We start from the raw sequence: 24,762 nt of genomic DNA on the forward strand, positions 1-24,762 counted from the left end.
CGATGTACGAGGACATTTATAGGATCCCTGCCATTCTGTCTGCCTCGGAGGGAAGTCTCGACGTAAGCCCAAATTCATCTCATTGCAGGACTTCACAGCTACCTTCATCGACGTCGCCGGGGGAGATGCAAGCGGCGTGCGGGGAGAATCGTTCATGCCTGCCACGCAGGGCCCATTGCCTTCAGGGTGGCGAACGGAAATCGTTGTGAATTCCACGGACATCACTTTCCCTACGCGCAAAGGATGATCCGGACTGAGCGCCATAAGTATGTGGCAAACCCCGCAGGCATAGACGATTTTTCCGACCTAGCTGTACTGCCCGGGGAGGTTGGTTGAGGCCGTGTGAGGACACGGCGTGAGATTTCCGGGATGACGAAGGCCTCCCGGTGTGGAGTGGAGCTGTCTAAGAAACCGCTGCACACCTAGGAGGCCTTCGTGTCCCACGCTAACGCAATGTTGACCCCAAAAGCCCGTTTGAAGCTCGCCCAATTGGTCGTTGAACACCATTGGACGATCACCGAGGCAGCCAAGCACTACATGGTCTCCTGGCCCACCGCTAAACGCTGGGTCACCCGCTACCTCGAGCACGGGCCCGAAGGAATGGGTGACAAGTCATCCCGTCCCCGCCGCAGCCCCAACCGGACCCCGGGGAAACTGGTCAAACGCATCGTTGCCCTGCGATGGCGCAAGCGGCTGGGGCCGGTGCAGATCGCCGGGCGGTTGGGCATTCCGGCCTCGACCGTGCACGCCGTCCTGGTCCGCTGCCGGATCAACCGGCTGCGCTACATCGACCGGCTCACCGGCGAACCGATCCGCCGCTACGAACACACGGCCCCGGGCGAGATGCTCCACGTCGATGTCACCAAGTTCGGGAACATCCCCGACGGCGGCGGCCACCGCTACCTTGGCAGGGTCGAAGGCGGAAAGAACTCCAGAACCTCAGCAGCACGAAGCGGCTACACCCGCTCCAGCAAACACCCCAGAAACGGCACCGCCTACGTACACACAGTCTTGGATGACTACTCCCGCGTTGCCTACGCCGAAATCCACCAGAATGAAAAAGCCGTCACCGCCATCGCCGTTCTCCAGCGCGCCGTGGCCTGGTTCGCCGGGCAAGGGATCATCACCAAACGGGTCCTCTCTGACAACGGATCCGCCTACGTCTCCAACGCCTGGAAAGCCGCCTGCGCCGACCTCGGCATCACCGCGAAACGAACCCGCCCCTACAGGCCCCAGACCAACGGCAAAATCGAACGGTTCCACCGAACACTCAACGACGGCTGGGCCTACGCCAAGTTCTACGGCACCGAAACAACCCGCAGAGAAGCCCTACCCGGCTGGATCCACTACTACAATCACCACAGGCCCCACACCGCACTCGGGAACAAACCACCCGTCAGCCGGCTAAACAACCTCCCTGAGCAGTACACCTAGCTGCCGATCCCGGACGAGCTGTTGAATGTCATATCCGTGCCTGCTTACAAGGGCAAAGTCGCGGACCTCCGGTTGCGTCTCTACAGGGAGTTGATTGCTCGCGGCGACAAGTTCTACCATTGGCTCGCTTTCGCCGACGATATCTCCCCGGAGGACCGCTTGCGGCCTGAAACAGCGCTCGAACGCTTCGTTCAGAGTGCCTAGTCTTCAAGTACACTGTAAAACATCACACCCTACTAGAGTAGGGCCGATGGAGGTTGACAGAGAGGTCCGCTTACATGCCGACGATGTTCGCACGCTCGGTCGCTAGGAGCGGCACCCCAAAACAACGACGCTGTGAACAATGCGGTCACCCCACTCCCGAGAGCCTGCTCTTCGCGTGCTCGCTTTACGCGGCCAGTCCCGGTGCAAGCCCCGGCGTGTGGCACTGCGGGGCCGCAGGAGCCCCCGACGGTCCCTGCCCGTGTACACACATCGCGCACCTCGGACGCTAGACGCACTCAATAAAAGGAACGCTCGTGATTCTCCAGCGAGGAGCAACACGAGCGTACCTATGGACTGACCGGGGAACAACCGGCGACCTGCCCGAACCGGATCCGCAGGAGCTAAGGGGCAGGAGCTAAGGGATGACGTCGCCGCTAGTCCTCTGCGGGAGGTGCCTGCGCAGGCGTATCTGCCAATTGGGCCAGGGCCGCCAACGACACCGGGGCCGCGAAGGTTCGCTTCGACGTAGACCTTAGATCGTTTTCTACCGGACGCCGCCCATCGTCGAGTTCAGCGGCGATATGTGCGACGGCGTAACCACAGACTCTTCCTTGGCACCAGCCCATCCCTGGCCTGGCCATCAACTTCATGGTCCGGGGATCTGTTGCCCCCAACTCCTCGTGAGCTGAGCACATGTCGCTGTACGAAACCTCTTCACACCGGCAAATCGTCGTTGCGGGTTCGAGCCAGTCAGTCCAGTTAACGGGAACGGGATGGGCGATGTGCATGGCCCGCGCGAACCCCCGTGCACGGCCGATCGATTTCCGCAGCCGGTTGACGGCGGGCGAACCCAAATGTGTTCCGTCACCGGTCAAATCACTCACGGCGCTGAAACCGGCCAGCTTACCTTCAGCCACTGCCAGCGTCGCGCCGCCGACGCCCGTTGCCTCCCCCGCAATGTACAAGCCCTCAACACTGCTACGCTGCGTCTCGTCCACGTCCGCGACAAGAGAACCGTCGATATCTATCCTCGTTGCAGCTCCTGCCATGACAACAAGCTCCAACGACGGTGAAAACCCCCAACCGAGTGCTACGAGGTCGACGTCGTAGGTCTTTGAGGGGTGCGTGATCAGTTCGCCGTTCTTGCCAATCTTTCCCAGGGAAACCCCCGTGACCGCCTGTTCCCCATGGATTTCCGTGATAACGGTCCGTACCTTGTAGGGGATCCGATGCTTGGCGAGGACTGCCGCATACTGGGCTCCCTCCATGGCCTTGCTTGGGACGAGTGCCGCGGCTCCAGCATTTGGCAACCACTTGGTAGGGGTTGAAGATTCGCAGATAGCGACTACTGAGGCGCCGGCTTTCGCGAGACCCGCGGCGACGGGCAAGAGGAAGGGGCCGGTGCCAGCGACAATGGCCGTTTTACCCGCCAAAGTCTGGTGACCCTTTAGTAAAGCCTGTACGCCGCCTGCTGCCATAACGCCCGGGAGGGTCCAGCCTGGGACCGGCAGCTGGCGGTCGTATCCGCCCGGGCAGAGGATGACCCGGCGTGCGGAAATATCAGGAGGGGGGCTGACGGTGCTGCTAGTTGACGGAGTCAGCCTTAACTTAAAGGAAGTGTTCGCATCGCCGAAGATTGACCAAACCTGTCTGTTCGGCAGATACGTAAGCGCCTTTCCTGCGTGTTTATGCAGTCGGGTGCGAAGTTCCGTGAAAGTGCCCCAGTCATGGTGCTCAGACGTGTCGGCGTGGGGGAGTTCCTTTTCGTCCGGGTGGCGCCAGTACTGGCCGCCGGGTTGGGCCGCAGCATCCACCAGCGCCACGGAGAGTCCCGCTTCCGCTGCAGTGACTGCCGCTGCCAGTCCGGCAGGGCCTGCTCCCACGATGGCAACGTCGTAGGTTGCTCCGGCGCTCATGCGTTATCACCAGCCTGGTCTGGTGATAACGGACCGGAAGCCAAAATGAGGCCCGGTTTTGCAGGAACGAGACAAGCGCGTTGGTTCGCTTCGTCATCTACGGTGACGAGGCAGTCGTAGCAAATTCCGATTCCGCAAAAGAGGCCCCGAGGCGTGTTTGTCTTGCGCGTGGTCCGCCACGATTTGATGCCAGCATCCATTAGGGCAGCAGCAACGCTCTGGCCTGCGTTGAAGGGTATTTGACGCCCGTCAAACTCGAACGTTCGCTCACCGTAGTTGTGATCGGTCTTGGTCATAATGTTGTCTCCTGAAATCGTCCGGCGGCAAACGGTGACAGATCAAGGTCTGTGCTTTCTCCGGTTATGTTCTGCACTAGCAGTTTCGCCGTTGCGGGTCCCAACCCGATGCCGGCTCCTTCGTGGCCCGCCGCGTGCCATAAACCCGGTGCCGAATCGTCCGCACCAATGACCGGCAGATGGTCCGGGCAGTACGGCCTGAACCCGTGATAGTGGCGGATGGCCTTCGCCTGGGCGAGCACCGGGAACAGCCGTATGGCTTGTTCAGCCAGACGCCCAAGCGCCGGTAGAGAAGGAGAACTATCGAACCCGACTCGTTCCCGAGATGCACCAATGAGGACGGTACCGGCTTGCGTCCCTTCGACCACGGGGGAGGTCTGCAGGTCGGCGTCAGAACTTGCGACGTTGGCGACGTACTCGGCCGCGTACACCTTGTGGTGGATGGTAAGCGGAAGGGGCTCAGTGACGAGGACGAAGCCCCTTCTCGGCTTCACTGGTACGTTTACCCCCGCTAGGGAGGCCACGTTCCCTGCCCACGTGCCGGCGGCGTTCACAACCGCCGAGGCAGAGAAGATACCGCGGTTGCTGGTGACGCCATTGACGGATCTTCCGTCACGAAGGAATCCTGTAACCTCCGTCCCGGTGTGCACCACGGCGCCCTGGGCCCGGGCTAACCGAAGGAGGTGCCCGACGACCAGCATCGGCTGCACTTGGGCGTCCTGGGGATAGTACGCACCGGAAACCAGGTCCTCAGCGATATGAGGTTCGTAGTCCCGCAGCCTGTCGGCGGGGACGTCGGTCACCTCGATGCCGGACTGGCGCTGGCTGATCGTAAGCTCCAACAGAGATGCAGCACTGGAAGCTTTGGCGGCAACAACAAGTCCGCCTTTGTTCTCAAATTCCCACAGGTGCCCGTGTTCTCCAAGGTCTTTTCGCCACACCTGTTGTGCATATAACGCCAAGTCGAGTTCAGGCCCGGCCTCCTTGTCAGAGACAAGGATGTTGCCCTCGCACGCACTGGAGGTGCCACTCGCAATAGTGCCACGCTCAAGGACGATCACGCTTAGGCCCGCCTGTGTCGCGAAGTAAGCTGTTGCGGCTCCTATGACGCCGGCGCCGATAACAATCACGTCGGCGTTGTTACCGCTCACAGGAGGAACCCGGCAGGAAACGGATCGGCTGGGTCCAGGAAGTACTGAGCTGTACCTGTTACCCATGCTCGGCCCTTGATGGTGGGGATGACGGCCGGTAGATCGCCTACGGTCGTTTCCTCGATGAGTCTGCCCGTGAACGTTGTGCCGATGAAAGATTCATTGGTGAAGTCCTGACCAATCAGCAGCTCACCTCTGGCATGAAGCTGCGCCATACGAGCACTGGTTCCGGTCCCGCAGGGGGAGCGGTCGAACCAGCCGGGGTGTATCGCCATGGCGTGACGGGAATGGCTCGCGGTTGATCCGGGGGCCTGCAGATAGACGTGGTGACAACCGGTGATGTCCGGTCGAGTCGGGTGTTGAGGCGGGTTTTGGGCATTGATGGCATCCATGATGGAGAGCCCTGCCGAAAGCAACTCATCTTTGTGGCTGCGGTCAAAATGCAACTGAAGGTCGTCGAGCTTAACGATGGCGTAGAAGTTCCCACCGAAAGCCAGGTCGTACTTAACTTCGCCAAAGCCATCGACTTCTACGGTTTGACTCAACGCTGCGGCGAACGAGGGAACGTTGCGGATGGTGACCGACTTCGCGGACCCCTGCTCCACCTCAACTTCGGCGACAACCAAGCCCGCCGGCGTGTCCAGCCGGATGGTTGTCACGGGTTCCTGAACCTCGACCATTCCCGTCTCAACCAGCGCCGTGGCGACCCCAATGGTTCCATGACCACACATGGGGAGAAGGCCTGAGACTTCAATGTAGAGAACACCAAAATCTGCGTCCTTGCGCGTTGGGGGCTGAAGAATGGCTCCGCTCATCGAGGCATGGCCTCGTGGTTCGTACATCAGCAGCGTTCTGATGTCATCGCAGTTCTCCATGAACCACAACCTTCGCTCAGCCATGGACTGGCCTGGTATGACTCTCATGCCTCCCGTGATAACCCTGGTGGGCATTCCTTCGGTGTGAGTGTCAACAGCATGGAAGACGCGCTTGGTTCGCAATGCAAAACCTTTCTGTCGCTCCGTGACTTCATTGCCACGGGGAGAATAGCTCGTAAACGTGTGAGAGGCCGAAAGGGCGACTGGGGAAGCCATCAGGGGCATGATTTCGGCTAACCCGGCTCCATGCAGACTATCCGCCGGGGATCGGCGTGATGCGTCAGTCAGTCTCCGGGCCAAGGCAGTAGTGGCAGGGGTGGTCTTGGCACGAGGCGGGATCGTTGGTTGACGCGTTGAGCGTCCCGTCGGGCCTGTCGGACGCAGAGCATTGAGGGGCTGCGACTGTCACAACTTGTCGTCCTTCCGTGGGGGGGGCTTACCAGGTCTTGCCATACCCGTTAATTTCTGTAATATTTCACATACTACAAGCGGCAAGCCCGATACGCCAGAGACCGCCGCATCTTGTTCCACAGACACAAAGCGGTGACTCGAACCATGACCAAAAGTGCCAACGGCCGAACCGGTGAAGCCAGAAAGTGGTCAACTTTGTCCGCCGGTGACACTGTCGAAATCCGGGAAGGAATCGAGGTGGTGGCCAGCGGTACGGTTGAGGACCATACCTCAAACAAAGACATCATCTGGATACGGCTAAGCGACTGCAATGAGAGAAAGATCTTCCTCCGCAGTGACGAACTCGATTTCGAAATCTTGTGACAGAGCGAGTTCCATCATCATTCTCGCCTGCACATAAAGGCCGCCGCCACCCCCCGCCCCCGCAACAGCGGGGGGTGTCGGCTCAACCCCGCCGCAGAGGCCGTAATTCTGCCGCCAGTCCTGAGCAGCACCGGACACGGGCGGCTAAAGCCGGTATTTCAGCATTCGCAGAGCACGGGATAAACACAGCTGGAATGCATCGCGTCGCTGAGCGTCTGCAAATATCGCCGTCGTACCTTTTTCGACTGTTCGGGACCATGAAAATTTTTCCTCTTCGCCTGCGTCGATGCACTTGTAGACGAGTTGGCGAGACCAGATTCGGACGTTGACAAGCCAATAGGCACAAAGTCGATGACTTGCATGCGCTCCTCAGCGCAATAGCAAAAGACACCATCCTGGCCAGCTTCTGCTTACAGGTGTTGGCCCAAGCATCCCGGAATCGGGATGTAGCTGAAAAGTGCCAGTCAGCGTTTGCCGGCTTGCCGGAAGTTGGCCACCGAATGGCCTCGATCATCACATGCTGATGCCAATCGTTGCCGAAGCTGCTATCGCTCTGGTCTCTAATGCCGTGGAAGCTGGCGCGGGGGCAACAACCGTTTCTATCAAGCATTGAACCGAGACGCTCAATTAACTTGCCCAGGAAGCAGCATTGGACTGCAGCCTCCAGCGTTGGCAACTAACGTTCAAAGCCCAGCACGCACCAAACCGTGTGCATGCCCAACACCGTAGGAGAATCAAGTGGAGAACGGCACTATGCTGCGCATCGAAGTCAACGCCAAGAACTCCGCCGACAAGGATCACCTTCTCAGTGACGCCGTCGCCAAACTCATCCCGGCGGCCTTGAAGCAACGTGAGGGCATCCTCGTCACCAGGACGTCGCATGCCGAATTCACTATTGAAGTCGACCCTCAGGTCCCCTGCGGATTTACCCGGGAAAAGACGTCGGCGGCCATGTCTCAGTAGCCCGCTGCACCCAACGCTTCCTTCACTCTCCGTGACGGACATGAAGCTACCCGAGATCGTCGGCATACGTTGGCAGCAAGGAACCTCCGGCCAGGCGATGGGCGAACGGGTAATTCTTCAGGCAGACGACGGACGTATACCCACAGTCGTCAGTAGAATGTCATATATTCAGTCCACTATCTTCGGAGTTTACGATGGCCGGTGCCACAACCTCGCAGTTCAAAGTCCTCAAGAAGACAAGCCTCCGCGAGAGTGTAGCGAACGCCCTCCGCGCGGCCATCATTTCCGGAGAACTCCTTCCCGGGCGCCTCTACTCGGCACCGACTCTCGGTGAGAAGTTCGGAGTGTCAGCAACGCCGGTCAGGGAAGCGATGCTGGACCTGACAACGGAGGGGCTCGTAGTCGCGGCGCCCAATAAGGGATTTCGCATAACTGAGGTTTCGGAAGAAGACCTCGACAGCATCACGAGTATCCGCATGATGCTGGAGCCGCCTACTGTGCGGCAGGTGACCGACATAATTCCAGAGTCGGACTTCCCGATGTTGCGCAGGCTTGCCCAGACCATCGTCGACTCTGCTGATCAGGGCGACCTGGTCAATTACACAGATGCTGACAGGGTCTTCCACCTCCGCATCCTCGAGTACAGCGGAAACGCCCACTTGGTGAAAATCGTTTCTGATCTGCGTGCCCGCACCAGACTCCTTGGTCTCCTTCCTCTGTCACAGAGTGGCCAGCTCGGTGCCTCCGCCTTAGAACATTTGGACCTCGTCGGCTTACTGGAAGCGCGTGACGGTGCAGCTGCTCAGGAGTTTATGCGTCGGCACATAGGTAAGGTTCGGGGTATGTGGGCCGACCCGGCGAAGAGGTGATATAGCCTCTCTCCGTCCAATTAGTGTTGACGAGAGCATTGGCTGTTCCTATGCCCAGTACTTCTAGCTAACCTCGGTGGTCAGCCGGTTCGCGTCCTCATAACTACGGTTCATACTGGCCTAGTGGCCGACGACTCCGGCGGCCGGTATCGACCCGCGTCTCGCGTCCGCCGTTGTTGTTGTAAGTGTCGGCGCCTTCCGCACCGACACCTACATCTCTGAATTGCTTATCCGACCTTCGACCAGGTGCCGCAGTTGCTGGACTTGAACCCGTCGCCGGCCGACACGGTGACCGTCACCCCGTCGGGGGCAAAATCGACGATGTCGTTGGCGATCGTGTCGCCGCCGCCACTGTTCCGGGACCCTAGCAGAGCTTCACACCGGGCGTGGTTTTCCAAGTTCCCGGCTTCATGGTTTGGTCAACGATCATGGTCCCGGCGACGACCCGGGACCTACTGACGGTGTACTGAAGCTCCGCGGCGTGCGGGGCGTCCGGACACACGGTCAGAGCGACCGCCGCTTCAGCTTTCGATGTGGGCGTTGTCGGCCTGTCCATGTAAGTGGCGCCCCGGGTGTTGTCCAGCTTCGGCTGAGGTTCATGATGCCTTGGAGCAAGGCCACAGGATCCTTGACATCGCCGCCTTTGGATGCGGCCGCCTCGACGAGCTTTTGCTCGCTCGGAAGCAGGTCGGTCATCTCCGATGGAGAACCTACGATCCTGATGGTGCATGCCGCGCCTCCGTCCTTGTAGTTTCCACCTCCTCAGACTTCCTTGTAGCTCTTGTAGTCGCGGCCGCCATACCCGCCGCAGCTGTATCTGAAGCGGGTAGCTAGGTTCGCTTCGGCGTCCGCTGCGTCCTTGGCTGCAGCGCGGGCCCAGAAAAGATCCTTTCGGGCAGCCAACCAGAAACGCTCTGGATGGGTTATCTGTACCCGCATGTCTCGGGTGGGCGACTGTCCGGGTTGGCTCATTCAGTCAGCCTAGTCAGGGCCAATTGGTCCCCGGAACGGTAGCGGCCCGCTATCGCTGAGAGCAGATTGGGATCCAAGGCCTCGGGCCTGACGACGGTTGCGTGAGTGGGCCTAAAGGGTATTGCCGTCACTGTTAGTGCTGTGTACTATTTCACATACTACAGAACTTGATGCAGCTCATGGTACGAGACTGCGCGCAAGCATTTCCTGCAATGGAGGATCGCCTTGACCCCATCCACATCCGCTCAGGAGAAGGTGCCGACTCAGCTCGGCATCAGACTCGACAACATCTCAAAAAAGTACGGGGAGCACGTCGTCCTCGACGACGTTTCCCTGCACGTGGAGCCCGGCAGCGTAACAGCGCTCATCGGGCCCTCGGGAGCCGGAAAGAGCACTTTTCTTCGGTGCATCAACCTTTTGGAGCGTCCCGACTCGGGCACTATCCAAGTCGATCACCACACCATCCACCCGGGAAAGTCTGTTAACCCGAAGGACCTCGCCGCCTTGCGGAGAACCGTGGGGATGGTTTTTCAGTCCTTCAATCTTTTCCCGCACATGTCGGTGCTGAATAACATCAGCTTCCCTCAGCAGCGGGTGCTGGGTAAAAGTCGCGAGGAAGCAGACGCTCGATCGATGCAACTTCTCGAAAGAGTAGGGCTCGAAGAGAAAGCAGCGGCCCACCCTGGTCGTTGCTCTGGGGGACAGCAGCAGCGCATTGCCATCGCGAGGGCTTTGGCGCTGGATCCGAGCATCATGCTCTTCGATGAGCCCACGTCCGCAATTGACCCTGAGGTCGGGCTGGAAGTGCTTGCTGTCATGCGTGAACTCGCCTCGGACGGCATGACGATGCTCGTCGTAACCCATGAGATGCAGTTCGCAAGAGACGTTTCCGACACGCTTGTGGTGATGGCCGACTGCAAGATCATCGAACAGGGAGATCCGCGGGCAATCATGACCGACCCTCAGGAGGCGCGGACTCGGCGTTTTCTACGGGCTGTCTTGGAGCGGTGAAATGGACCCGTTGACAGCTGTAGTAAGCGGTCTGCCCATGACCGTCATCCTGACCCTGGCTGCATTCATCATAGGAATTGCTGGCGGCGCGCCGCTCGCGCTGGGGCTGTCGTCCAGGCTGATGCCCGTACGGCTGGCGTCCAGGTTGTTCGTCGATCTCGTCCGCGGTGTACCGATAATTGTTTGGCTCTTTCTTCTGAAGTTCGGTATCCAGATTGGCGCTTTTAAGTTCAGCCCCATTAGCGCCGCTATTGTTGGTCTGGGCGTAGTTTCGATCGCGTACTTGGCGGAAATCTTCCGAGGCGGTTTGCAAGCCGTCCCTCGCGGTCAGCTGGAAGCGGCACATGCGTTGGGCCTCGACGGCCGAACGACCTTTGCCCGGGTGCTCGCGCCGCAGGCGTTCCGTATAGTTTCGCCGTCGGTTGCTACTTACTTCACCGGCTTGCTCAAGGACTCCTCCATTGCCTCGACCATCATCGTGGCTGAAATGGTGTTCCAGTCCCAAGCCTTTGCGCGACAGAACCCCACTCTCGTAGGTGTCCTTCCCTACATCATCGCCGGAGCGCTCTACATTGCCTTGAGCTTGCCTGTCGCGTATTTCTCACGGCGCATGGACGCCCGGCTTAGGAAGGACGCATACGTATGAGCTGGATCAATGACTGGCTGACCTATCTTCCAACGATGCTCAACGGCCTTCAGACAAGCCTGCTGATCGCTTTTGTCGCGATTGTGTGCGGATACCCACTGGGGTTACTGCTGGGCCTTATGGTCTCGCACAAGAGTTTAGCTGTGCGGTCCATCGCCCTCGCGGTCGTCGAAGTTGGTCGCGGTGCGCCGGCGCTGGTGATTCTGTACCTGTTCTATTACGGGCTTCCAAAGTTCGGTATCGCGTTTGAAAGCATCACGGCAGCATGCCTCGCACTCACTTGGAACGCCGCAGCGTATTCCAGCGAAATAATTCGAGCTGGCCTTCAATCGGTGCCCCGCGGTCAGTTGGAAGCAGCGCAGGCGCTTGCCCTTCCTCGGCAGTCGGTCTTCTTCAGAGTTGTCTTGCCCCAGGGCATCAGATCAGCGGTTCCCGGTCTTATGGGGGTCGCCATCCAGACGTTTCAGGGAACGTCGTTGGCTTACGCCATTGCTGTCCCAGAGCTAATGAAGACCGCTTACAACATCGGCAGCGAAAACTTTAACTATCTTCAAGTTTTTGCCTTGGCCGGACTTGTCTACGCCGCCATCTCGATGCCAGCGACCTGGATTACCGTCTTCTTCGAAAAGCGCCTCGGTCGCCGGTATGCATGAAACGTTTTTCACCCATCCAATAAAGGAGAACCAATGACCCGTCGACGCATTAAAACCCTTGCCGTCTTGTCCATCTCAGCTGCGTCTGCCGCGCTGGCCTTGTCAGCCTGTTCCGGTCCGGCCTCCTCCGTAGCTGGAGACTGCAAACCGAAGCATGCTGACCTCAAGACAACGGTCCCGGGAAAGCTGTCAATTGGTGTTATCGACATCCCGCCATTTAGTAGCTACAACAGTGGCAAACCGAGCGGAATCGATGTGTCCATCATCGAGAAAATAGCCGCCGACGAGTGTTTGGAACCGGCATACCAGCCAGCCACATATGCGGACGCTGTGCAGTCGATCGCCGGAGGCAACATCGATCTCGCTCTGGGCACGATCGATGCAACCGAGAAGCGGATGAAGGCGGTAGATTTCTCTGCGTCTACATATCTCGACGGTATGGGGATCGCTACCAAGACGGGCGCGACAACGGTGGCCGAACTTGAGTCGATGAGCAAAGTGGGAACCATCGACGGGTACCTCTGGGTAGAAGACCTGAAGAAGATTCTCGGCGACCGGCTCGTGACGTACCCGAGCAGTGTCGAGTTGAAGGCTGACTTCGACTCTGGCCGCCTTCAGGCAGCGGTGGACGCGTACGGTGTTCAGGTTGGTCAGTTCAAGGGCGCCGATGGAGTCAACGTTGCGTTGGCTAACGAGAACCCGGACAAGCGGGTTCAGGCGATTGTCCAGGCGCCAGAAGCGGCCTTCCCCATGACCAAGGGCAACGAAAGCCTGAAGGTGGCACTGAGCGAGGGCATCGCTGCTCAGCGTGAAGATAAAACCATCGAGCGGCTCCTGACCGACGCTGGCCTCTCGGCCAAGCTGGGCAAGGTGGCCGACGAGCAATATGTAGTACCCGCAAACTAAAGCTCATCAGTAAAATGTCACATGGTACAGTTAGTGTATCCACCACTTGGTCGGAAGGACCGAAAATGACTGAAACACGCAAACCCTGGCACGGCGTACTGGTAGCTACGGCGCTCCCGTTCGACACCGACCTCAACGTCGACTACGACGCCTACGCCGAACATGTTCGCTTCCTCGCTGGAGCCGGATGCGACGGAGTAGCGCCCAACGGCTCGCTCGGCGAATACCAGACCCTCAGCGAAGAGGAACGCGCCCGTGTCATCACGACCGCCGTTGAAGCGGCCCCGGAAGGCTTCACTGTTATGGCGGGTGTCGGCGCCTACGGCGGACTGCAGACCCTGAAATGGGCCGAACAGGCCGCTGAAGCTGGGGCAGGCGCTTTGATGCTGCTCCCTCCCAATTCTTACCGCGCAACTGAAGAGGAAGTTGTCGAACACTACCGTTTGGCAGCGACCGTCGGCCTTCCCATCGTCGCGTACAACAACCCCATCGACACCAAAGTCGATCTCACTCCCTCGCTGATCGCCCGCCTTCACCAGGAAGGCCTCATCGTCGGAGTCAAAGAGTTCACCGGAGACGTTCGGCGGGCCTACGAAATCAAGGAGCTCGCCCCGGAAGTTGACCTGCTGATCGGCACCGACGACACAGTCGTCGAAATGGGTGTAGCTGGAGCTGTCGGATGGGTCGCCGGGTACCCCAACGCGATCCCCGCGTCAACGCTGGAGCTCTACCGGCTCTCCACCTCGGGAAACATGGGAGACCTGGAGCGGGCGACGGAGATCTACCGTGATCTCCACCCACTCCTCCGTTGGGACAGCAAGACCGAATTCGTACAGTCAATCAAGCTCTCCATGGATGTTGTGGGATTGAACGGTGGAGTCTGCCGTCCGCCCCGCGGCCCGCTCTCACCGGCCGTCCACGACGCCGTAGTACGCGACACCGAAGCGGTCCTCGCCAAGGGCTACAAGTAAGACAAACACGGTGCCGGTGCCGCTTCGACGGCACCGGCACTTTTTACACAACGCGACGACATACCGCTCGTGACCTCCGCCAAACAGCCCGATGGCATCACCGGCGCGCATCTCTCCTGCACCCGAGCTGACTAGGACAACATGAGCCTGCCCTTTCTGACCCTTGCTGATATTTACGAGACGGCGCCCTGGACCGTGGCCATCGGGGCGCTGAGTTCGGCGTTGTCCCGGGACGTGGAACCTGAGGACGATTCGCCGAGGCTCTTCAGCCCGTCCCCTGAAGGGGAATTTCTTATGATGCCGGGATGTGGTCGGCGGTACAGCGGAGTGAAGGTGCTGACCATCGCACCCGATAATCCTCGTCAAGGGCTGGAAAAGATCCAGGGAACGTTCCTGCTTTTCGATTCCTTGACCTCTGCTCCTCTCGCAGCGCTTGACGGGACAGCGTTGACTGCTGTGCGGACACCAGCGACGACGCTTCTGGCCGTTAAGCACATAGCCTCGGCGCCCGGCGCCCGCCCGCTGCCTACGTCACCCGCGGTTCTCGTCTTCGGTGCTGGTATTCAGGCTCTGAACCATGTTCGCGCAGCACACAGCATCTTCCCCGGCGCAACCTTCAAGATCGTTGGTCGACGGAAGGCAAGGGTTGAAAGCCTACTGCGGGAGCTCGCCGCGGAGGGAATTGACGTTTCCTCAGGTGAACCATCATGTGTGGCTGACGCGGACATCATCCTTTGCGCCACCTCCTCAACCGTTCCGCTCTTTGACGGGGCTTCGCCGAAGGCGGGAAGCATAGTAGCGGCCGTGGGGCAGCACGGGTTGAACGCGAGGGAAGTAGACGCCACGCTTGTGAAGCGCAGCGACGTAGTTGTGGAAGGCCGAGCAGCCGCGATGCGCGAAGCAGGAGACCTTATTCCGGCGCGCAGCGCAGAGGAATGGAAACAGATCCGCCCTGTGAACCTCAAAGAACTCGTCATGGGACACTTCCAGCGGGATCCGGCGAAACCGTGTCTCTACGTGAGCACCGGAATGGCCTGGGAGGACCTGGTCCTGGCCTCACTCGTCTATGATCGCTCGCCCCACGGCGACGCAACCAAGCCGCAAAACCCTAGCCTTGCCGCCGAGGGGCAGGACGGATAGCGGCCCCTGCCCGTCGGCACCAGAACTTCTCAGGAGACGGACAACCCATACGCGGCACGGCGCGCACCAACTGTTGTCCGGCGCTCCTACCGCCCAGATCACCTAGGAGCAAAAATGCCCCCATCATTCCATCTCAATTCTCAAACCGTAGAAAACGGGCAGGCGCCCCAAGCACCATCTGGACTGAAACGCGTGGTTGCTGCAGCGATGGCAGGGACGGTTGCAGAGTGGTACGAGTTCTTTCTTTACGGGACCGCGTCAGCTCTGGTCTTCGGAACGCTTTTCTTCAAGCAAACCGGGAACCCGATCGACGGGATTATTGCAGCTTTTGCCCTCTATGCCGTTGGATTCGCCGCGCGGCCCATTGGAGGACTGGTCTTCGGGCACTTTGGTGACAAGGTCGGCAGAAAGCAGCTTCTGCAGCTGAGCCTCGTCGTCGTCGGAGTAACCACGTTTCTCATGGGATGCCTCCCCACGTTCGATCAGATCGGGTACTGGGCGCCTGGGCTACTTGTCTTCCTCAGACTCGTCCAGGGTTTCGCCTTCGGTGGCGAGTGGGGCGGTGCCATCATCTTGGTGAGTGAACACAGTCCGGACGACCGTCGCGGCTATTGGGCTAGCTGGCCTCAGGCGGGTGTTCCTGCCGGGAACCTTGTGGCGACTCTTGTGCTGCTTGGGTTGTCCACCATTCTTGCGGAGACTGATTTCCTTACGTGGGGTTGGCGGGTAGCTTTCTGGTTCTCCGCGGTTGTTGTCCTCATCGGGTATTGGATCAGGACAAAAGTAGATGATGCGCCGATCTTCAAAGAGGCGCAGGCCAAGCAGGAACTTGAAGCCAACAAACAACTTGGTGTTGTCGAAGTGCTCCGTCATCACTGGCGGGCGGTCCTCATCGGCATTGGTGCGCGATTCGCGGAAAACATTCTCTACTATTTGGTCGTCACTTTTTCGATTACGTACTTGAAGCTGGTCGTTCAGGTTGATACGAGTCGGATTCTCCTGCTGATGTTTGCTGCCCACGCTGTGCACTTCGTTCTGATCCCGCTAATGGGCCACCTGTCGGATGTTTTCGGGCGGAAACCCGTCTATCTCGTGGGTGCCGTCCTCACAGCTTTCTGGGGCTTCGTGGGGTTCCCGATGATGGACACCGGAAACGACTGGATGATCATGGCTGCCATCATTCTGGGCCTTGCCATTGAGTCCATGACGTATGCCCCATACTCGGCGCTCATGGCGGAAATGTTCCCTACGAGGGTCCGCTACACGGCGTTGTCATTGTGCTACCAGGCAGCACCGATTCTCGCCGGTTCCTTGGCACCGTTGATCGCTCTCACGCTGCTGAACAACTACCACTCGTCCGTGCCTATCTCGCTGTACCTTGTTGGCGCCGCCGTCATCTCTATTGCGGCGGTTTCCCTAGCAAAGGAGACCCGTGGAAAGTCGCTTCGGGTCGTAGACACAGAGGCTGAAACCCGCATCGCTTCGAAACAAAAGAGACGCATGCCGTAAGGCAGTGGTTGACCCTGGCTGAAGGGTGAAGCCCTCTGAAGCACCGCCTATCTCAAATCCGTTTTAGTCCGCATCAACTCATAGGGGAGTACATGAAAATCACTGGACACTCGCTCATCGCAGGAGAGACGGTTGCCGGCAACGGCGCCACGACTGCGGCAGTGAACCCGGCCACGAACGAATCCATCATGCCTACGTTCACACTCGTTGATGAACAACAGCTACAGCTGGCGACCACGGCAGCTGCCGATGCCTTTCCGTCCTTCAACAGCCTCGCTCCTGACCTTCACGCCGCGTTCCTTGAAACAATCGCTGACAACATCGAAGCCCTCGGATCATCACTCATAGAACGTGCCATGGAAGAGACCGGTCTTCCCGCCGCGCGGCTGGAAGGAGAGCGCAGCCGAACAGTAAACCAGCTCAAACTCTTCGCTGCTGTTGTCAGGCAAGGCGACTTCCGAGGGGTCCGCATCGACCCTGCCGTGCCGGACCGTACACCACTACCGCGTCCGGACATCCGGCAACGACGGGTGCCTCTGGGCCCTGTTGCTGTCTTCGGGGCAAGCAATTTCCCACTGGCCTTTTCAACAGCAGGCGGCGACACCGCTTCAGCGCTTGCTGCAGGCTGCCCCGTGGTATTCAAAGCACACAATGCCCACCCGGGGACAAGCGAGCTCGTCGGGCACGCCATTGTCGAGGCGGCGAGTTCCCTTAAGCTCCACCCTGGCGTATTTTCGCTAGTATTCGGGCCCGGAAGAAGCATCGGGCAGGCTCTGGCCACGGACCCAGCCATCAAAGCCGTGGGTTTCACCGGATCTCGGGCGGCTGGCGTTTCCCTCATGCAGGCTGCTGCTAGCCGTCCGGAACCTATCCCTGTCTATGCGGAAATGTCCTCACTCAACCCGGTGTTCGTATTCCCAGGCGCCATTCTCGGCGATGTTGACTCCCTGGCGCAAGGGTACGTCACATCGGTGACGGCCAGCTCAGGTCAGCTGTGCACGTCGCCGGGTTTGATCTTCGTGCCGACCGGCGAACACGGCGATCGCTTCTTGCGGTCAGTGTCGGAAGCAGTGCGCAGTGTGGAAGGGCAGACGATGTTGACTCAAGGCATCGCGGCGTCTTGGGCCGAAGGAACTCAGGCTCTCAAAGAAGGCCCGAAGGTCCACATGGTGGCTGAGGGCAGGGACGGCCCGACCCAGAACGCGCCCGCACCGGCCGTATTTGAAACCTCAGTCGATGCCTTTGTTCAGAACCCTGCCTTGCATGAAGAAGTCTTCGGCTCAACGAGCCTGGCAATCAGGTACCCCGGGATGGAGGATCTGGTTGAGGCGATCGAGAGGCTGGAAGGCCAGCTGACTGCATCTCTGCAAGTAGGTACAAGTGATCATGTAGGCGCTGCTGCGCTCATACCGATGCTCGAAGCTAAGGTCGGCAGAATCATCGTCAACGGATGGCCCACCGGAGTTGAGGTCGGACACGCCATGGTACATGGCGGCCCTTTCCCCGCGACCTCGGACTCGCGAACCACATCGGTGGGTACCCTCGCGATCGAGCGTTTCCTCCGGCCCGTGGCGTACCAGAATGTGCCAGATGTTCTCCTTCCCGCTGCTCTGAAGGATGAGAATCCATGGCGCCTCAATCGGCTGCTAGATGGTTCTCCGGAGGCGCAAAGGGCTCGCGTCTAAGAGGGTGCTGTCGTCCTGACCGCTATGACGCCAAGCATTGAAGGGTGGGATCCGGTGCAGCCGGGTCCCACCCTTCCAATTGCTACGCCACTGCCTAAGACGTCCATCTCAGGAACGAAAGAGCGGGGTCAGGAATATCGATCCAGACCCCGCTCTTTCATATACATGCGCGGCAGGGTGTAGAAGCTATCCTCTACAGTGCAGCCCCTACTACGTGCATTTGGTTGCGCATCCAGCGTTCCAACCCGGCTGCATCCAACGGAAGCTCGTCGGAAAGAACTTCGCTGCCAGTCTCCGTTACCAAGATGTCGTCTTCAATCCTGACACCGATTCCTCGGAGCTCCGGCGGAACTGTTGTGTCATGCGCATGGAAATACAGCCCAGGCTCCACAGTCAGCGCCATGCCAGGAGTCAGGATGCCGTCTTGGTAAGCGGCGTAAGACGACCTGGCACAATCGTGAACGTCCAAGCCCAAATGATGACCCACGCCACACACCAGATAGCGGCGGTGCTGTTGCCCGGTGGGGGAGAGGGCTTCGTCCACCGACACTTTCAGGAGCCCCCAATCGTGAAGACCTTGAGCGATAACCTCCATGACTGAGGTATGAAAGTCGCTGAAGACCTTGCCGGGCCGCACCTGGGCGAGCCCGGCCCTATGCGCCTTCTCCACCAAATCATGGACGTGCCGCTGTTCGGCAGTGTAGGTGCCCGATGCCGGGAAGGTTCGGGTCACATCGGCGGTGTAGAAGCTTCTCGTTTCTACACCCATATCGAGCAACAGGACCTTGTCCTCCAACACAGGACCGTCACACCGTACCCAATGGAGGGTGGGCGCATGTTCGCCGCTGCCAATGATGGTCGCGTAGCCTGCTCCGTTTCCAAACGTTCTTGCGTGTCGATCAAAGGTCCCCTGCAACCAACGCTCGCCTAACCCGGCAACCGCGGCGGGGATTTCCCGAATGACCGCTCGAAATCCGCCGATGGTATGGGTGACTGCTTCTCGGAGCTGCTCGATCTCCCATGGATCCTTGACCATGCGCAGCTCGGAAAGTTGGCGTTCCAGGTCCACGGACCGGAGGCGGTCACTCTCTACGTTCACTCCTGCCGGCAGCTGACCTACCTGAAGGGCACCGCGCACCCCGGCCAGATCCTCCTGTAGCTTCGTTAGCGGCCTGACAGCAATGCCTAGAGCCTCCGACCAGTCTGCAAGGGACGGCGCAGCACCTACCCACAGCTCTCCTCGGGCGGCATCGGCGAAGAAGTCCCGCTCACCGGGGTATGCAGGTGTCGGGGCGTACAGCACTGCGTCATGTGAAGCGCCGCCGGGCCGCAACACCAGAACAGCGTCTTCGAGAGCGCAGCCGGTGAGCCAATAGAAGTTGCTGTCAGGCCGGAAATCGTAGTTAGTGTCATTGCTCCTGACGGGAGCACGCCCCGACCCGATCAGCATTGTCGTTCCGCGGGACACTTCTTCGAGTTGGGTGCGGTGCCGGGCGGCTGCTTGGGGGGCGCCGGGGATGACTTGGGGTGTTCTGTCGGGCTCGGACCATCCCTGTCCCATGTAATGGATGAAGGATTCGGTGTCCGCCAGTTTCGGGATGCGTGGGTCCTTTTGTGTGGGTGCGGGCATTGATGCCGCTCGGTGATGGTGTTGCTCAGTCAAGGGAGACTCCTTTTCCGGTAGAGGACAGTAATTGGCTGAGGTGTTGGAACACGCGTGCATTTGAGACGCCGTCGTGCTCGAACTCGCTCGTGACCCATGCGTGCATTGACCCGACTTCATGTGCCGTGCGCAGGGATAGCGAAGCGTCAACGTACATGTCGTTGAAGTAGATTGCTGCTGCTACCGGTACGTCATTTGATGCGAGCCGGTCGAGATCGTAGAGAGTAGACCATTCAGGTTTCGTTGCCAGTATCTCGGCTGCTCCAGCGAAGGGCTGAAGGGCTTTGATGTCGTTGAACATCCAGGGGAAGATCATTTCCCCGGTGAATAGCAGGGGTCGCTGACGCTCGTCGAACTGCGGATGCTCGCCAAGTTCCTGCCCTGCAGCCCAGCCGGTTGATGGTGCAACGCCGTGACCGTAAATGCTCTCCTGCATCACAGCGAAAAGCGGGTTGTCTCCGAAGCTCGTTCGATGCATGACCTGATTCAGGAAAGACGCCGGGAACCGCCCCGGATGGTCCGAGTAGTCGACGGCCTCGTCCAGAAGCCAATTCATCCTCTCGAAGCCTTGCTGCATACCAAAGTCGAGACCAAGAGCCTGGAATCGGCGGACGGACAATTTGTCCCCGTCGGGAAGGAAGACGTCCGATTCGTTGAGTGTGTCCGCTATATTGGCGACCGTTTCAATATGGTGAGGGTAACGTTCGTAGAACAACCTGTTCTTAGCTTCCACACGCGGGAAGGTCCGCCGGTAAACCTCGCGCGCGTCTGGGTGCAGGCTCGCCAATCCTCCAGTGACGAAGCACGATTTCAGGCCCTCAGGTGCCTGTGACAAGTACGTCAGAGTCAGAAAGCCACCGTAACTCTGCCCCAGTGTTGACCACGGTTCGTCACCGAAGACGGTACGGCGAAGGTGCTCGGCGTCGGTAACGATCGAGTCGGCCCGAAAGTGCATCAAATACTGCGCTGCGAGCTCCGGCGAGCCAAAGCGCGCCATCTGGCCGCCTTCAATCCGGGAGCTGCGGCCGGTCCCGCGCTGGTCCATGAGAATCACGCGGTAGCGCTTCAGGGCTGGCCCCAGCCACCCACTGGTATCCAGCGGACGAGGTCCCTTGCCTCCCGGGCCTCCCTGCAGGTACAGGAGGCACGGCAAGGTCTCGTTCCGCTGATGCGGGGCCACGAGTTCCCGGGCAAACAGGGTGATCCCCTCGGTGCTGTTGGGTGTAGACCAGTCCAGGGGGACTGGCACTTGGTGGTCCCGCACGTGGATGCCCGGGACAGTGTATTCAGCTGTGATCATGAGATTTCCTACTTTGAAACGCGCACGCGTGCATCGAGCATCACATAGACGATGTCGACGACGATGTTTGCTAGAACGATGAATGCGCCACCTACGAGGACGATGCCGATGACGACGGGCCTATCCTGGTTTTGTACGGCACTGACGGCGAGGTTGCCGATGCCCGCCAAGCCGAAGACTTGTTCGATGACGATCACCCCGCCGAGCAGAAGGCCGATATCAGTTCCAAGCTGAGTGATGAGAGGCGTCATGGCGCTTCGCATGCCGTGGCGATACACGACTGCGCGTTCCTTCAAGCCCTTGGCGCGGGCAGTTCGGATGTAGTCCTCGCCCAGCACCTCAAGTAACTGGCCGCGCGTAAGGCGGGCATAGGTTGCCGCTGTGACAAGAGCGAGGGTGACCCAAGGCAGTACCAGATGCCATGCCCACAGGACTGGGCCCTCGGTGAAGGGAGAATAGCCGCTGGGTGGAAAGAGGAGGATCCCGGCCTTCGTCGGCAGGAAGTAGAGCAGGTAGAGCGAAAGCATGCCGAGGACGAAGGTGGGAAAGCTGATGCCGGCCAATGCGAAAGCCACCCCCAGACGGTCCCTTAGGCTGCCAGGGCGTCTGGCGGACATGACTCCGATAGGAATACCGATGGCCAGCCACAGGACTACACCGCCGGCAACGAGGGAGACTGTGGCCGGCAGCCGGTCGAGGACTAGTTCCCCAACCGGTTGCTGGCTTCTGTAGGAGAATCCGAGATCTCCCTGGAGGAGCTGGCCAATAAAATTCAGGTACTGGACGTAGATGGGTTGATCGAGGCCTAGGTTGGCGCGGATTTGAGCCAGCATCTCAGGGGTGGCTTTGTCGCCGGCGATGACTCGCGCCGGGTCGCCGGGTGCGACATAGAACAGTACGAAAACGAAGATGCTCAAGGAGACCAAGACGAGGAGCCCAAAGCCAAGACGTTTAGCGAGGAATGACAGCATTTCAGGCCTTCCTCCGCGCACGGGGATCGAGGGCATCACGAATACCATCGCCAAGAATGTTGAAGGCAAGGGTTGTCAGCAGAAGGGTGGAGCCAGGGAAGACGACCAACCACCACGCTGTGAGATAGATCGAGTTTGATGCCGCCTCTGACAGCATTCCGCCCCAGCTCGCGGCGGGAGGCACTATTCCCATGCCCAGGAACGAGAGTGTCGCTTCGAAAACGATGGCGTTCGGAATCATGAGTGTTGCGTAGATGATGATGGGTACGGTCAAGTTGGGAACAATTTCCTTGCACATGATGGATACGTGGTTGGCGCCCATGGAGCGGGCCGCTTCAACGTAGTCACGCTGCCGCAGCGACAAGACCTGACCTCGGATTACCCGGCCCATGGCTGTCCAGCTGAAGAAGATGATGACGCTGATGCTAAGCGGCAGGCTGGGCCCGAAAACTGAAACAAGTGCAATGGCGCACAAAAGGAATGGCACGCTCATGACGAGGTCCATCAGACGACTGAGGATCGTGTCTGTCTTGCCACCAAAATAGCCAGCGACGAGGCCAACAACGACTCCAATGAACGCTGCCGACAGTGACGCCGCCACCCCGACCAGTAGCGAAACGCGGGCACCGTGAGCGAGGCGCACCAGGACGTCGCGGCCTAGCTGGTCCGCGCCCAGGACGAACTCGGCGTTGGGGCCCGTTGGTATACCTGCCGAGCCCAGACCAGTGTCCCTGAACTGCTGGTTTACGTCGTGCCCGGTGAGTTGGTCAAAAAGGGGCGCAGCTATGGCAAAGCAAACGAGCACGATGATGAAGATCGCGGACGCCAAGGAAGCCTTGTCTTTGCGCAGTCTTCGAAGGGTGAGTTCGAAGGACCCGCGTTGTACGACTGCCTGCTGTGGTGGCGTGTTGCCTTCGCTGCCGACTAAGATTTCCTGGCTCATGCCGACACCCCCACGGCTGGCTTCGTTGCTATCTGCTTTCGGACTTTCGGTTCTAGCGACTGCGCAGGTGGCATGGCTGCGGCCAGTAGAGCTTTCGTGAAGTCCGTTTGCGGGTTGGCGTAAATCTGCTCTGCTGTGGCGAGCTCAATGACCTTGCCTTCATCCATGACGGCGATGCGGTCGCACACATGGCGGACAACGGCAAGGTCGTGGGAGATGAACAGGTAGGTCATTCCAAATTCCTTTTGCAGATCATCCATTAGATTGAGGATCTGCGCTTGGATGGATACGTCTAGGGCGGAAACGGGTTCGTCGTAAATCACGATGGAGGGGTTCAGAGCTATGGCACGCGCGATACCTATGCGTTGGCGTTGACCACCGGAGAAGTCAGCAGGAAAGCGGTTGTAGTGCTCCGGGTTTAGCCCCACAATTTCCATCAGGTTTTGAACCCGGCGTTTGAGTTCTGCACCTGAGCAGACGTTGTGGATACGGAACGGGTCGCCAATTATGGCGCCGACTCGTCGTCTCGGGTTCAGGGCGCCGAAGGGGTCCTGAAATACAAGCTGGACTTCCTTGCGGAGGTTGCGCCATTCTTTGTGGTCTATGTTTGCGAGTTCGTGTCCAGCCAGGGTGACAGTGCCGCTAGTTGCAGGTATGAGCCCGGCGAGGACACGGGCCAAGGTTGATTTCCCGCACCCGCTTTCACCGACGAGGCCCAATGTTTCGCCGCGCTGAATGGTGAGGTCTATCCCTTTGAGGACTTGGTTCTGCCGTCTGCGGCCCCATCCGCCGGAGGTGTACTCCAAGGTGATTCCCTTGGCATCTATGACTGCTTCACCAGTTGGTGTATTTGCCCCGGTGCCGTGTTCTTCTGTGATTGGCATCGGCGTGCTGGGGCTGTCGTCTAACCAGCAAGCGGCTTCTCCTCCGTCGCTGAAGACACGTTGAGGTGGTTGCTGGGTGCGGCACTTGGCCATCACGTCCGGGCATCGGGAGGCGAATACGCATCCTGTTGGCAGGTTGAGCAGGCTTGGGGGGCGCCCTGTAATGGGTACTAATTTGCTTCCGGGTTCGTAGTTGGCTGGTGTGGAGCGAAGCAGGCCCGCGGTGTATGGGTGAGCAGGTTGTTCGAATACGGCTTGTGTGTTGCCGTGCTCAAGCCGGTTGCCTGCGTACATGACCATGCTTCGGTCGGCCACGCGTGACAGGACCGCGAGGTCATGGCTGATCATGATGATGGTGGTGTTGAACTCCTTGCGCATCTCGTTCATCAGGTTGAGGATCTGCGCTTGGACGGTGGAGTCGAGGGCGGTGGTGGGTTCATCAGCGATGATGAGTTTGGGATTCAGGATGAGCGCCATCGCTATCATGACCCGTTGACGCATGCCGCCTGAAAACTGATGGGGGTAGCTGTCGAAACGTGCCGCGGCGCTAGGGATGCCCACTTTGCGGAGCATTTCAATGGCACGGCTCTTTGCCTTTTCCTTGGAAATTCGTTCGTGGATGTGGATCTGCTCGCAGAGCTGCTTGCCGATTGTGTACTGAGGGTGAAGGCTGCTTAGCGGATCCTGGAAGATCATGCTGATCTCCCGTCCTCGCAGTTTCCGCATCTCTTCTGCGGAGACGGCTAGCAGATCCCTGCCCTCGAAATACACGTGACCGGAGACCTTTGCGCCGGGAAGCAGACCGAGAACCGCCTGCACCATCACGCTTTTGCCTGATCCGGATTCACCCACAACGCCGAAAAACTCTCCGGCTTCCACTGTGAAAGAAACGTTCTGCACCGCGTGGATGGTGCCGTCCTCTGTGGGAATTTGAACATTGAGGTTCTGTACTTCTAATACGCTCATGGATACCTGTGTGTAGGTGGGTTTGCTGATTTGGGGCTGCAGTGAGCCCGGGGCGCACGA

General features: G+C 59.3%; 23 protein-coding genes. 13 read left to right on the forward strand and 10 right to left on the reverse strand.

Translation table 11 applies throughout. From position 1 onward, the window contains the following. The first annotated feature begins 435 nt into the window (after nt 1–435). The gene (locus ARUE_RS22380) at nt 436–1,434 is read left to right on the forward strand and encodes an IS481 family transposase (protein ID WP_081589180.1); all 999 of its coding nucleotides are present in this window, start codon (nt 436–438) and stop codon (nt 1,432–1,434) included. A 36-nt stretch (nt 1,435–1,470) separates the two neighbouring features. Beyond that, complete coding sequence (locus tag ARUE_RS23915) at nt 1,471–1,638, forward strand: hypothetical protein (RefSeq protein WP_014923486.1); 168 nt, start codon at nt 1,471–1,473, stop codon at nt 1,636–1,638. A gap of 434 nt (nt 1,639–2,072) precedes the next feature. Here ARUE_RS23915 and ARUE_RS22385 read toward each other — a convergent pair whose 3' ends face one another. Genes ARUE_RS22385 through ARUE_RS22400 form a run of 4 tightly spaced genes read right to left on the reverse strand, consistent with a single transcriptional unit; the run spans nt 2,073 to nt 5,999 of the window. Next, entirely contained in the window at nt 2,073–3,554 is a 1,482-nt protein-coding gene (locus ARUE_RS22385) for an NAD(P)/FAD-dependent oxidoreductase (protein WP_014923487.1), read from the reverse strand. After that, complete coding sequence (locus ARUE_RS22390) at nt 3,551–3,850, reverse strand: (2Fe-2S)-binding protein (protein ID WP_043471889.1); 300 nt, start codon at nt 3,848–3,850, stop codon at nt 3,551–3,553. Before ARUE_RS22390 ends, ARUE_RS22385 begins: the two co-directional genes overlap by 4 nt. Beyond that, the gene (locus tag ARUE_RS22395) at nt 3,847–5,001 is read right to left on the reverse strand and encodes an NAD(P)/FAD-dependent oxidoreductase (RefSeq protein WP_014923488.1); all 1,155 of its coding nucleotides are present in this window, start codon (nt 4,999–5,001) and stop codon (nt 3,847–3,849) included. The genes ARUE_RS22390 and ARUE_RS22395 overlap by 4 nt, the downstream gene beginning before the upstream one ends. Continuing rightward, complete coding sequence (locus tag ARUE_RS22400; RefSeq protein ID WP_014923489.1) at nt 4,998–5,999, reverse strand: proline racemase family protein; 1,002 nt, start codon at nt 5,997–5,999, stop codon at nt 4,998–5,000. The genes ARUE_RS22395 and ARUE_RS22400 overlap by 4 nt, the downstream gene beginning before the upstream one ends. Nucleotides 6,000–6,431: 432 nt before the next feature. Between ARUE_RS22400 and ARUE_RS22405 the strand changes: the two genes are divergently transcribed. The 3 genes from ARUE_RS22405 (at nt 6,432) to ARUE_RS22415 (ending at nt 8,482) form a co-directional block, all read left to right on the forward strand. Next, nucleotides 6,432–6,650 (forward strand): hypothetical protein, encoded by a 219-nt coding sequence (locus ARUE_RS22405; protein ID WP_014923490.1) that lies wholly within the window; start codon nt 6,432–6,434, stop codon nt 6,648–6,650. 738 nt (nt 6,651–7,388) lie between these two features. Then, nucleotides 7,389–7,613 (forward strand): hypothetical protein, encoded by a 225-nt coding sequence (locus tag ARUE_RS22410; RefSeq protein WP_014923492.1) that lies wholly within the window; start codon nt 7,389–7,391, stop codon nt 7,611–7,613. A 194-nt stretch (nt 7,614–7,807) separates the two neighbouring features. Further along, nucleotides 7,808–8,482: a GntR family transcriptional regulator gene (locus ARUE_RS22415; protein WP_014923493.1), complete on the forward strand. Its 675-nt coding sequence runs from the start codon at nt 7,808–7,810 to the stop codon at nt 8,480–8,482. A gap of 762 nt (nt 8,483–9,244) precedes the next feature. Here the strand turns inward: ARUE_RS22415 and ARUE_RS24315 are convergent. Then, entirely contained in the window at nt 9,245–9,454 is a 210-nt protein-coding gene (locus ARUE_RS24315; protein WP_162486265.1) for a hypothetical protein, read from the reverse strand. Between the two features lie 219 nt (nt 9,455–9,673). On the opposite strand from ARUE_RS24315, the gene ARUE_RS22420 reads away from it, so the two are divergent. The 8 genes from ARUE_RS22420 (at nt 9,674) to ARUE_RS22455 (ending at nt 17,975) form a co-directional block, all read left to right on the forward strand. Further along, nucleotides 9,674–10,465: an amino acid ABC transporter ATP-binding protein gene (locus tag ARUE_RS22420; RefSeq protein WP_502691483.1), complete on the forward strand. Its 792-nt coding sequence runs from the start codon at nt 9,674–9,676 to the stop codon at nt 10,463–10,465. 1 nt (nt 10,466) lies between these two features. After that, nucleotides 10,467–11,111 (forward strand): amino acid ABC transporter permease, encoded by a 645-nt coding sequence (locus ARUE_RS22425; RefSeq protein ID WP_014923496.1) that lies wholly within the window; start codon nt 10,467–10,469, stop codon nt 11,109–11,111. After that, a complete protein-coding gene (locus tag ARUE_RS22430) occupies nt 11,108–11,764 on the forward strand; it encodes an amino acid ABC transporter permease (protein ID WP_014923497.1) in 657 nt (218 codons plus the stop codon). Before ARUE_RS22425 ends, ARUE_RS22430 begins: the two co-directional genes overlap by 4 nt. Before the next feature lie 33 nt (nt 11,765–11,797). Then, nucleotides 11,798–12,670: a substrate-binding periplasmic protein gene (locus ARUE_RS23485; RefSeq protein ID WP_014923498.1), complete on the forward strand. Its 873-nt coding sequence runs from the start codon at nt 11,798–11,800 to the stop codon at nt 12,668–12,670. Nucleotides 12,671–12,735: 65 nt separating this feature from the next. Next, the gene (locus tag ARUE_RS22440; protein WP_014923499.1) at nt 12,736–13,641 is read left to right on the forward strand and encodes a dihydrodipicolinate synthase family protein; all 906 of its coding nucleotides are present in this window, start codon (nt 12,736–12,738) and stop codon (nt 13,639–13,641) included. A gap of 141 nt (nt 13,642–13,782) precedes the next feature. Next, the gene (locus tag ARUE_RS22445; RefSeq protein WP_014923500.1) at nt 13,783–14,781 is read left to right on the forward strand and encodes an ornithine cyclodeaminase family protein; all 999 of its coding nucleotides are present in this window, start codon (nt 13,783–13,785) and stop codon (nt 14,779–14,781) included. A 114-nt stretch (nt 14,782–14,895) separates the two neighbouring features. Then, nucleotides 14,896–16,290 carry a fosfomycin efflux MFS transporter AbaF gene (gene abaF / locus ARUE_RS22450; RefSeq protein WP_043471892.1) on the forward strand — a complete coding sequence of 465 codons (1,395 nt, stop codon included), beginning with the start codon at nt 14,896–14,898 and terminating at the stop codon, nt 16,288–16,290. A 92-nt stretch (nt 16,291–16,382) separates the two neighbouring features. Then, the gene (locus tag ARUE_RS22455; protein ID WP_014923502.1) at nt 16,383–17,975 is read left to right on the forward strand and encodes an aldehyde dehydrogenase (NADP(+)); all 1,593 of its coding nucleotides are present in this window, start codon (nt 16,383–16,385) and stop codon (nt 17,973–17,975) included. Nucleotides 17,976–18,168: 193 nt separating this feature from the next. On the opposite strand, the gene ARUE_RS22460 is transcribed toward ARUE_RS22455, so the two are convergent. From ARUE_RS22460 to ARUE_RS22480, 5 genes are read right to left on the reverse strand one after another with little or no spacing between them, the layout of a single operon-like run. Continuing rightward, a complete protein-coding gene (locus ARUE_RS22460; protein WP_014923503.1) occupies nt 18,169–19,605 on the reverse strand; it encodes an aminopeptidase P family protein in 1,437 nt (478 codons plus the stop codon). 25 nt (nt 19,606–19,630) lie between these two features. Continuing rightward, nucleotides 19,631–20,938 carry an alpha/beta fold hydrolase gene (locus ARUE_RS22465; RefSeq protein ID WP_014923504.1) on the reverse strand — a complete coding sequence of 436 codons (1,308 nt, stop codon included), beginning with the start codon at nt 20,936–20,938 and terminating at the stop codon, nt 19,631–19,633. A gap of 8 nt (nt 20,939–20,946) precedes the next feature. Next, the gene (locus ARUE_RS22470) at nt 20,947–21,909 is read right to left on the reverse strand and encodes an ABC transporter permease (protein ID WP_014923505.1); all 963 of its coding nucleotides are present in this window, start codon (nt 21,907–21,909) and stop codon (nt 20,947–20,949) included. Nucleotide 21,910: 1 nt separating this feature from the next. Beyond that, nucleotides 21,911–22,852, reverse strand: coding sequence for an ABC transporter permease (locus ARUE_RS22475; RefSeq protein WP_014923506.1), 942 nt, complete (start codon nt 22,850–22,852; stop codon nt 21,911–21,913). Beyond that, nucleotides 22,849–24,702 carry a dipeptide ABC transporter ATP-binding protein gene (locus ARUE_RS22480; RefSeq protein ID WP_014923507.1) on the reverse strand — a complete coding sequence of 618 codons (1,854 nt, stop codon included), beginning with the start codon at nt 24,700–24,702 and terminating at the stop codon, nt 22,849–22,851. The genes ARUE_RS22475 and ARUE_RS22480 overlap by 4 nt, the downstream gene beginning before the upstream one ends. Nucleotides 24,703–24,762: the final 60 nt, after the last annotated feature.

It is taken from the genome of Arthrobacter sp. Rue61a (assembly GCF_000294695.2).
Classification (GTDB): domain Bacteria; phylum Actinomycetota; class Actinomycetes; order Actinomycetales; family Micrococcaceae; genus Arthrobacter; species Arthrobacter aurescens_A.